Raw genomic sequence first — 8,681 nt, 5'->3', positions numbered from 1 at the left:
CACCCCGCGCCGCCCCGGGCCCCCCCCCGCCGCGGGCGGCCCCCTCCCCCGCGGCCCCCCCGCCCCCGCGGCCCCCCCGCCGCCCGCCCCACCCCCCCGGGCGGGCCCGGAAACGTCCCGGCCCACGGCCTTTCCCGCTCACCGGGAACACGCCCTCCCGCCCGCGCCCGCCGCCCGCCTACCGTCTGCCGCACCACACACCACGCAGCCGGGAGGACCCCATGATCGACGACCGGCGCCGGCGCGAGGCCGCCGAGCTGCTGCGCGGCGCCGAACGGCACCGGACCCCCGTACGGCCGCTCACCGAGCTGTTCGAGGGCATCGACACGCAGGACGCCTACGAGATCCAGCTGATCAACGTCCGCCACCGCACCGGCGGCGGCGACGCCCGCGTCACCGGCCACAAGGTCGGCCTCTCCTCGCCCGTCATGCAGGCCATGATGGGCGTCGACGAGCCCGACTACGGCCACCTGCTGGACACGATGGAGCTGCGCCGGGACGACCCCGTCCGAGCCGCCGCGTACTGCGCGCCCCGCATCGAGGCCGAGGTCGGCTTCATCCTCGGCGCCGACCTGCCGGGCGAGGGCTGCACCGTGGCCGACGTGCTGGCCGCCACCGAACGCGTCGTCCCCGCACTGGAGCTGATCGACAGCCGGATCGCCGACTGGCGCATCACCATCGCCGACACCATCGCCGACAACGCCTCCTCCGCCGGCTACGTCATCGGCGAGGGCCGAGACCCCCGCGGACTCGACCTGAAGGCGATCGGGGCCAAGGTCGCGTGCGACGGCGAACTCCTCGCCGAGGGCCGCTCCGACGCCGTCCTCGGCGACCCCGCCACCGCCGTCGCCTGGCTGGCCCGCACCGTCGCCCGGTTCGGCGTCCCGCTGCGCAAGGGCCACCTGATCCTGCCCGGGTCGTGCACCCGCGCCGTGGACGTACACGCCGGACGGACCTACACCGCCGACTTCACCGGGCTCGGCCCGGTGTCCCTCTCCTTCGTCTGAGGCCCGTACGGGAGTACCGCATGAAGAAAGCCACCGCAGCCGTCGTCGGCTCCGGCAACATCGGCACCGACCTGCTCCACAAACTCCTCCGCTCCCCGCACATCGAACCCCGCTGGATGATCGGCGTCGACCCCGACAGCGAAGGCCTCGCCCGCGCCCGCCGCGCCGGCCTCGACACCTCCCACGAGGGCGTCGACTGGCTCCTGGCCCGCGACGAACTGCCCGACCTGGTCTTCGAGGCCACCTCCGCCTCCGTCCACCGGGCCAACGCCCCGCGCTACGCCGAGCTCGGCATCAAGGCCGTCGACCTCACCCCCGCCGCGATCGGCCCCGCCGTGGTCCCGCCCGCGAACCTCACCGCCCACCTCGACCGGGCCAACGTCAACATGATCACCTGCGGCGGCCAGGCCACTATCCCGATGGTGTACGCCGTCTCCCGCGTGGTGCCCGTGGCCTACGCGGAGATCGTCGCCTCGGTGGCCTCCGTCTCGGCCGGCCCCGGCACCCGCGCCAACATCGACGAGTTCACCCGCACCACCGCCCGCGGCATCGAGGACATCGGCGGCGCCGCCCGCGGCAAGGCGATCATCATCCTCAACCCCGCCGAACCCCCGGTGATGATGCGCGACACCGTCTTCTGCGCGATCCCGCCCGACACCGACCGGGAGGCCGTGGCCGCCTCCATCCACCAGGTCGTCCGCGAGGTCGCCTCGTACGTCCCCGGCTACCGGCTGCGCACCGAGCCGCAGTTCGACGAACCGTCCGCGGCGAACGGCGGCAACGCCCGCGTCGCGGTGTTCCTGGAGGTCGAGGGCGCGGGCGACTACCTGCCGCCGTACGCCGGGAACCTCGACATCATGACCGCCGCCGCCACCAAGGTCGGCGAGGAGTTCGCCAAGGAGCTGCACCAGTGAACGCCTACTCCGACACCCTCGACATCCGCGTCACCGACTCCTCCCTGCGGGACGGCTCGCACGCCAAGCGGCACCGGTTCACCGTCGAGGACGTGACGTCGATCGTCGCCGCCCTCGACGCGGCGGGGGTCCCCGTCATAGAGGTCGCGCACGGCGACGGACTGGGCGGGTCCTCCTTCAACTACGGCTTCTCCCGGACCCCCGAGCAGGAACTCATCAGGGCGGCCGCCGAAACGGCCCGGAACGCGAAGATCGCCTTCCTGATGCTGCCCGGGCTCGGCGTCAAGGACGACATCCGCGCCGCCCACGCGAGCGGCGGGAGCATCTGCCGGATCGCCACCCACTGCACCGAGGCCGACATCTCCGTCCAACACTTCGGGCTGGCCCGCGCGATGGGCCTGGAGACCGTGGGCTTCCTGATGATGGCCCACTCCACCAGCCCCGAGAACCTCGCCCGCCAGGCCCGGATCATGGCCGACGCCGGCTGCCAGTGCGTGTACGTCGTGGACTCCGCGGGCGCGCTCGTCATGGACCAGGTCACCGACCGGGTCCAGGCCCTGGTCGCCGAGCTCGGCGACGACGCCCAGGTCGGCTTCCACGGCCACGAGAACCTCGGCCTCGGCGTCGGCAACTCCGTCGCCGCCGTCCGGGCCGGCGCCCTGCAGATCGACGGCTCCACCCGCCGCCTCGGCGCCGGCGCCGGCAACACGCCCGTCGAGGCGTTCGCCGCCGTCTGCCAGAAGATGGGCGTCCGCACCGGCATCGACGTCCTCGCCATCATCGACGCGGCCGAGGACGTGGTGCGACCCGTCATGGACGAGGAGTGCCGTCTCGACCGGATGTCCCTGCTCATGGGCCACGCCGGGGTCTACTCCAGCTTCCTCGTCCACGCCTACCGGCAGGCCGAACGCTACGGCGTCCCCGGCGCGCGGATCCTGCTGCGCGCCGGCGAACGCCGCCTCGTCGGCGGCCAGGAGGACCAGCTCATCGACATCGCCCTGGAACTCGCCGCCGAGGCCGGGGACTCCCGCGCGTAACCCGGCCCGCCCCGGCCCGCGCCGCCGCACGGCACCCCCCGCAGCACACCCACAAAGAAGTGGAGGGCCTCCCCATGGCCTCAACCGACGAAGGACCCCGCGTCATCGAGGCGGCGGCCGTGCCCACCCGGTTCGCCCGCGGCTGGCACTGCCTGGGCCTCGCCTCCTCCTTCGAGGACGGCGCCCCGCACGAGGTGGAGGCCTTCGGGACCCGCCTCGTCGTCTTCCGGGGCGCCGACAGCGGGGAGTTGAGCGTCCTGAACGCCTACTGCCCGCACATGGGCGGCAACCTCGCCCACGGCAGCGTCAAGGGCGACACCGTGGCCTGCCCCTTCCACGACTGGCGCTGGTCCGGCAACGGCCGCTGCGCCGACGTCCCCTACGCCCGCCGGGTCCCGCCGCGCGCCCGGACCCGTGCCTGGACCACCCTGCGGCGCAACGGCCAGCTCTACGTCTGGCACGACCCGGAGGGCAACCCGCCGCCCGAGGGCGTCACCATCCCCGAGATCGAGGGGTACGGCGGCGCCGACTGGAGCGAGTGGAGCTGGAACTCCCTGCGCGTGGAGAACGCCAACTGTCGGGAGATCGTCGACAACGTCGTGGACATGGCGCACTTCTACTACGTGCACTACGCCTTCCCCCACTACTTCAAGAACGTCTTCGACGGGCACGTCGCCACCCAGTACATGGAGTCCACCCCGCGCGGTGACGTCGACCTCGGCACCCTCTCCACCGGCGGAGGCCTGCGCTCCGACGCCTCCTACCACGGCCCCTCCTACATGATCGACCGGCTGTGGAGCGACGTCGGCGGCGGCGTGGAAATGGAATCCGTACTGATCAACTGCCACTACCCGATCGACGGCAACAGCTTCGTCCTGATGTACGGGGCGAGCGTCAGGAAGCTCCCCGGCATGGACGACGCACAGGCCGCCGAGGCCGCCCGCCTCACCGCCGAGGGGCTGGCCGTCGGCTTCGAGCAGGACGTGGAGATCTGGCGGAACAAGACCCGCATCGACAACCCCCTCCTCACCGAGGAGGACGGCCCCGTCTACCAGCTCCGACGCTGGTACGAGCAGTTCTACGTCGACGCCGACGACGTCAAGGACGAGATGGTCCGGCGCTTCGAGTTCGAGATCGACACCACTCGCGCCACCGCCGCCTGGAAGGCGGAGGTCGAGGCGAACCTCGCCCGCCGCGCCGCGTCCCCGGGCGGTGCGTGATGACCCCCGTCGCCTGCGCGGAGTGCGGCACCGAGGTGCTGTGCGAGAAGTTCAGCGCGGCCCACACCCAGGTCCAGTGGACGGACCGGGCGGCCTCGGTGTGCCCCCGCATCGCGGCCCGGGTCGCCGCCGGCGAACTCAGCGCCCGCGTCCGCTCCTGCCCGGCCCTGCGTGCCGGCATCGAGGCGGCCGTACGGGAGGGCCGGCTGGAGGTGCCCGCCGATGTCTGAGACCACCACCGGACGGGCCGCCGCCCCCGCCGCACCGGCACCCGCGGCCCCCGCCGGCCCGCTGCGGGTCCGGGTCCGGGAGCGGATCCAGGAGACCCCGGACGCGGTGTCCCTCGTGCTCGACGCGGAACTCACCTACCGGCCGGGCCAGTTCCTCACCCTGCGGATCCCCGGCGGCGGCGCCCGCTGCTACTCCCTGGCCAGCTCGCCGCACACCGGCGAGCCCATGAGGATCACCGTCAAGCGGGTCCCCGGCGGACTCGGCTCCGGCTGGGTCTGCGACACCGTCGCGGAGGGGGACGAACTGGAGGTCCTGCCGCCCGCGGGCACCTTCACCCCCGGCCCGGACGGCCTCGACGGCGACCTGCTGCTGGTCGCGGGCGGCAGCGGGATCACCCCGGTGCTCTCCCTGGCCAAGTCCGCCCTCGCCGCCGGCCGGGGCCGGATCGCCCTGCTGTATGCCAACCGGGACCCCGCATCGGTCATCTTCCGCGACGAGCTGGACGGGTTGGCCGCCCGGCACCCCGACCGGCTCACCGTCGTGCACTGGCTGGAGAGCCTGCGCGGGCTGCCGACCGCCGCGCGGCTCGGGGGGCTCGTCGCCCCGTACGCGGACCGCGAGGCCTGGCTGTGCGGGCCCGGGCCGCTCATGGACGCCGCCGAGACGGCCCTGCGCTCGGCCGGGGCGGCCGGCGCCCGCATCCGCCGCGAGCGCTACTTCTCGCTCGGCGCAGACGTGTTCGCCCCGGCGGCGACGCCCACGGACGCCCCGCCCGGTGCCGGCGTCGACGCCGTCGCCGTCGTCCAACTCGACGGGGAGACCCGCACGGCGCCCTGGCCGCGCCGGGCTACGCTGCTCGACGCGCTCCTCGCCGCGGGTGTCGAAGCCCCGTACTCCTGCCGCGAGGGAGCCTGTGCGGCCTGCTGCTGCCGGGTCGTCGAGGGTGAGGTGACGATGGTCCGCAACGAGGTTCTCGACGGCGAGGACCTGGCCGACGGTTACGTCCTCGCCTGCCAGGCCTTTCCGCTCACCGACCGGGTCGGGGTGACCTACGGCTGAAACGCAACGGGCCCGGCCCCCTGGCGAGGGGTCGGGTCCGGTGTGTGTGCGATGAGGTATCCGTACCCACTACATCCACTCGCTGAACCGCAACCAGCCCATCATGTTGTCCATTTCCCGCGCCGACACCGCCGGCTCGGCGGCCACGGGCGGTACGGCGGCCGCGGCACGGCCCGCCCGACCCGGCCCGTACAGCTCGCGCCACACGGACCGCGCGCAGGCCAGGACCGCGGGCGCCAGCCGGGCGAGCTCGCGTTCGCCCCGGCAGGAGGACAGGGACACGGCGGCGACCGCCCGTCCCGCGCCCCGCAGCGGCGCGGCCACGCAGTGGACCCCGCGGAAGGTCTCCTCCCGGTCGTGGGCGACGCCGCGCTCGCGGGTGGCAGCCAGCTCCGCCCGCAGCGCGGCCGGGCGGACCAGGGTCCGGGCCGTGCGCGGGCGCAGGCCGCGGGCCAGGACCTCCTCGACGGCGTCCTGGTCGCCGAAGGCGAGCATCGCCTTCCCGGCGGCCGTGGAGCAGGCCGGCATCCGGCCGCCGACCCGGGAGGGCACGGCGCCCGCCTCCGACCCGCCGATCCGTTCCAGGCACACCACCTCCGCCCCGTCCAGCACCCACAGGTGCACCAGCTGTCCGGTCTGCTCGTGCAGCGCGTGCAGCAGCGGCAGGGCCGCCCGGCGCAGCCGGTTGTGGTGGGCGGCGAGCGCGCCGAGCTCCAGCATCCGCATGCCCATCCGGTAGTCCCGGCCCTCCCGGTCCAGCCAGCGCAACTGCACCAGCTGGTCCAGGATCCGGTGGGCGGACGAGCGGGGGATCCCGCTGCGGCGCACCACCTCGGTCAGCGAGAGCCGTGGCTGCGGACCCTCGAAGGCGCCCAGGACCTTGGCGGCCTTCTCCAGCAGTGACAGCGGTGCGAGCCCGCTCTCCATGACCTGATCGAGCACGAGGAACCCCCTGCGTGAGGCGTTGGGGCGACCCTGCCACGCGGCCCCCGGCGCGGGGAAGAACCCGGAACCATGTATTTCATTCAGTAATACTTCGGATCGTCATGAGAAGCGGTCGCGCGATGCCGGCGGCGACCACCGAGCCACCCTCCACGACGCCTTCCCACTCAGCGGGAACGCCCCGTTCCTCGCCCCCGACCCCCGGGCGTACGTTCACCGCACCCCGAGCCGACGACCCCGAGAAAGGGACACCATGAGCGACGAAGACGTCCTCGACGCAGTTCGCGCCCTCGCCCCGGCGCTGCGCGAACGCGCCGCCGAAGCGGAGGGCCTGCGCAAGGTCCCCGAGGCGAGCATCAAGGAACTGACGGACACCGGATTCTTCCGCCTGCTCCAGCCCAGGGCGTACGGCGGGCGAGCCGCGCACCCCGGGATCTTCTACGAGGCCGTCAAGGAGATCGCCAAGGCCTGCGGCTCCACCGGCTGGGTCGCCTCCGTCGTCGGCGTCCACCCCTGGCACGTCGCGCTCTACGACCCCCGCGCCCAGGAGGAGGTCTGGGGCACGGACCGCGACACCCGCATCTGCTCCTCCTACGCCCCCACCGGCAAGGTCGCCCCGGTCGCCGGCGGCTTCACCCTCAGCGGCCGCTGGCACTTCTCCTCCGGCTGCGACCACGCCGACTGGGCGCTGCTCGGCGCGCTCGTCACCGACGCCGAGGGCCGTCCCGTGGACATGCGCACCTTCCTCGTGCCCCGGACCCGGTACCGGATCGACGAGGTCTGGGACACCGTGGGCCTGCGCGGCTCCGGCTCCAACGACATCGTCGTCGAGGAGGTCTTCGTCCCCGAACACCGGGCCCTCAGCTTCGGCCCCGTCACCGCCCTGGACGTCCCCGGCCACGCGGTCAACCCCGAGCCCCTCTACCGGCTCCCGTACGCCTCGATCTTCACGACCACCATCTCCACCCCGATCGTCGGCATCGCCGAGGGCGCCTACGAGGGGTACGTGGCCGCCACCCGCGAACGCTTCCGGACCTCCTACGGCCAGCAGGTCGCCGAGGACCCCTTCGCGCAGGTCCGCATCGCCCGCGCCGCCAGTGACATCGACGCCTCCTGGCTCCAACTCCGGCGCAACATCGCCGACCTCCACGCCCTCGCCGAACGCGGCGAGCCCCTACCGCTCGACCTGCGCACCCGGGTCCGCCGCGACCAGGTCCTCGCCACCGAACGCTGCGTCGCCGCCGTCGACCTCCTGATGGAGAACGCGGGCGGCGGCGCCATGCGCACCGGCACCAACGCCGTCCAGCGGGCCTGGCGCGACGTCCACACCGGACGCGGCCACGCCGCCAACGACCCCGAACGGGCGCTGGTCCTCTTCGGCCAGGGCGCCCTCGGCCTCGACATCCAGGACACGATGCTGTGAGCCCCACGTACGAGAACACCTCCCGGACCGTGAAGGCCGGCGACCTCACCCTCCACCTCCACGAGGCGGGACCCGACGACGCACCCGTCGTGATCATGCTGCACGGCGGCGGCCCCGGCGCCTCCGGCTGGTCCAACTTCGGCGCCAACCTGCCCCACTTCGCCGCCCGGTTCCGCACCCTGCTCGTCGACCTGCCCTGCTACGGCCGCTCCGACAAGCCCGAACCCGACTGCGACTACTTCACCTTCAGCGCCCGCGCCGTCGTCGCCCTCATGGACGCACTCGGCATCGAGGACGCCCACTTCATCGGCAACTCGCTCGGCGGCGGCACCGCCGTCCGCATCGCCCTCGACCACCCCGAACGGGTCGCGAAACTGCTCCTGATGGGCCCCGGCGGCATCTCCCTGAACCTGTTCTCCGCCGACCCCACCGAAGGCATCAAACGGCTCTTCGAGTTCAGCCTCGCCCCCGAACCCACCCGCGCCGCGATGCGCACCTTCCTCACCACCCTCGTCCACGACCCGGCCGTCGTCACCGACGCCCTCGTCGAGGAGCGCTACGCGCAGGCCACCGACCCCGAGGCCAGGCTCGGCAACGCACGCATGGCCGCCGCCTTCACGAAATGGCCCGAGGACACCCTCCTGTGGCGCGAGGCCCACCGCATCACCCGACCGGTCCTCCTCACCTGGGGCCGAGAGGACCGGGTCAACCCCGTCGACGGCGCCTTCCTCGCCCTCAAGACCATCCCCGACGCCCGCCTGCACGTCTTCCCGCACTGCGGGCACTGGGCCCAGACCGAGGCCGCCGCCGAGTTCAACCGCCTCGCCACCGACTTCTTCCTCCACTAG

Annotated in this window: 9 protein-coding genes; 8 read left to right on the top strand and 1 reads right to left on the bottom strand. The window is 73.5% G+C overall.

Going from position 1 to position 8,681, the window contains the following annotated elements; all coding sequences use genetic code 11:
* The first annotated feature begins 221 nt into the window (after positions 1-221).
* The 6 genes from ACFVS6_RS12840 to ACFVS6_RS12815 all read left to right on the top strand — a co-directional run bounded on the left by ACFVS6_RS12840 (position 222) and on the right by ACFVS6_RS12815 (position 5,468).
* Positions 222-1,007, top strand: coding sequence for a 2-keto-4-pentenoate hydratase (locus ACFVS6_RS12840; protein ID WP_389703243.1), 786 nt, complete (start codon positions 222-224; stop codon positions 1,005-1,007).
* A 20-nt stretch (positions 1,008-1,027) separates the two neighbouring features.
* Positions 1,028-1,921, top strand: a complete 894-nt coding sequence (locus ACFVS6_RS12835; RefSeq protein ID WP_389703241.1) for an acetaldehyde dehydrogenase (acetylating) — start codon at positions 1,028-1,030, stop codon at positions 1,919-1,921.
* Positions 1,918-2,958, top strand: coding sequence for a 4-hydroxy-2-oxovalerate aldolase (gene dmpG / locus ACFVS6_RS12830; protein WP_389703239.1), 1,041 nt, complete (start codon positions 1,918-1,920; stop codon positions 2,956-2,958). The genes ACFVS6_RS12835 and dmpG overlap by 4 nt, the downstream gene beginning before the upstream one ends.
* 74 nt (positions 2,959-3,032) lie before the next feature.
* Entirely contained in the window at positions 3,033-4,178 is a 1,146-nt protein-coding gene (locus ACFVS6_RS12825) for a Rieske 2Fe-2S domain-containing protein (protein ID WP_389703237.1), read from the top strand.
* Positions 4,178-4,408: a hypothetical protein gene (locus ACFVS6_RS12820; protein ID WP_389703236.1), complete on the top strand. Its 231-nt coding sequence runs from the start codon at positions 4,178-4,180 to the stop codon at positions 4,406-4,408. The genes ACFVS6_RS12825 and ACFVS6_RS12820 overlap by 1 nt, the downstream gene beginning before the upstream one ends.
* Positions 4,401-5,468: a 2Fe-2S iron-sulfur cluster-binding protein gene (locus ACFVS6_RS12815; RefSeq protein WP_389703235.1), complete on the top strand. Its 1,068-nt coding sequence runs from the start codon at positions 4,401-4,403 to the stop codon at positions 5,466-5,468. Before ACFVS6_RS12820 ends, ACFVS6_RS12815 begins: the two co-directional genes overlap by 8 nt.
* Before the next feature lie 69 nt (positions 5,469-5,537).
* Here ACFVS6_RS12815 and ACFVS6_RS12810 read toward each other — a convergent pair whose 3' ends face one another.
* Positions 5,538-6,410, bottom strand: coding sequence for an IclR family transcriptional regulator (locus ACFVS6_RS12810; protein WP_389703234.1), 873 nt, complete (start codon positions 6,408-6,410; stop codon positions 5,538-5,540).
* A 253-nt stretch (positions 6,411-6,663) separates the two neighbouring features.
* On the opposite strand from ACFVS6_RS12810, the gene hsaA reads away from it, so the two are divergent.
* On the top strand, positions 6,664-7,833 hold the full coding sequence (gene hsaA / locus ACFVS6_RS12805) for a 3-hydroxy-9,10-secoandrosta-1,3,5(10)-triene-9,17-dione monooxygenase oxygenase subunit (RefSeq protein WP_389703232.1): 1,170 nt from the start codon (positions 6,664-6,666) through the stop codon (positions 7,831-7,833).
* Positions 7,830-8,681 (top strand): 4,5:9,10-diseco-3-hydroxy-5,9,17-trioxoandrosta-1(10),2-diene-4-oate hydrolase, encoded by an 852-nt coding sequence (gene hsaD, locus ACFVS6_RS12800; protein WP_389703230.1) that lies wholly within the window; start codon positions 7,830-7,832, stop codon positions 8,679-8,681. The genes hsaA and hsaD overlap by 4 nt, the downstream gene beginning before the upstream one ends.

This window comes from Streptomyces sp. NPDC057939, assembly GCF_042887545.1.
Lineage (GTDB): Bacteria > Actinomycetota > Actinomycetes > Streptomycetales > Streptomycetaceae > Streptomyces.
This window is presented reverse-complemented; position numbering and strand designations above follow the sequence as displayed.

Coding starts and splice junctions, on each gene's coding strand:
- ACFVS6_RS12825 (WP_389703237.1), top strand. CDS start 3,033: ATGGCCTCAACCGACGAAGGACCCCGCGTCATCGAGGCGGCGGCCGTG.
- hsaA (WP_389703232.1), top strand. CDS start 6,664: ATGAGCGACGAAGACGTCCTCGACGCAGTTCGCGCCCTCGCCCCGGCG.
- ACFVS6_RS12840 (WP_389703243.1), top strand. CDS start 222: ATGATCGACGACCGGCGCCGGCGCGAGGCCGCCGAGCTGCTGCGCGGC.
- ACFVS6_RS12815 (WP_389703235.1), top strand. CDS start 4,401: ATGTCTGAGACCACCACCGGACGGGCCGCCGCCCCCGCCGCACCGGCA.
- ACFVS6_RS12820 (WP_389703236.1), top strand. CDS start 4,178: ATGACCCCCGTCGCCTGCGCGGAGTGCGGCACCGAGGTGCTGTGCGAG.
- ACFVS6_RS12835 (WP_389703241.1), top strand. CDS start 1,028: ATGAAGAAAGCCACCGCAGCCGTCGTCGGCTCCGGCAACATCGGCACC.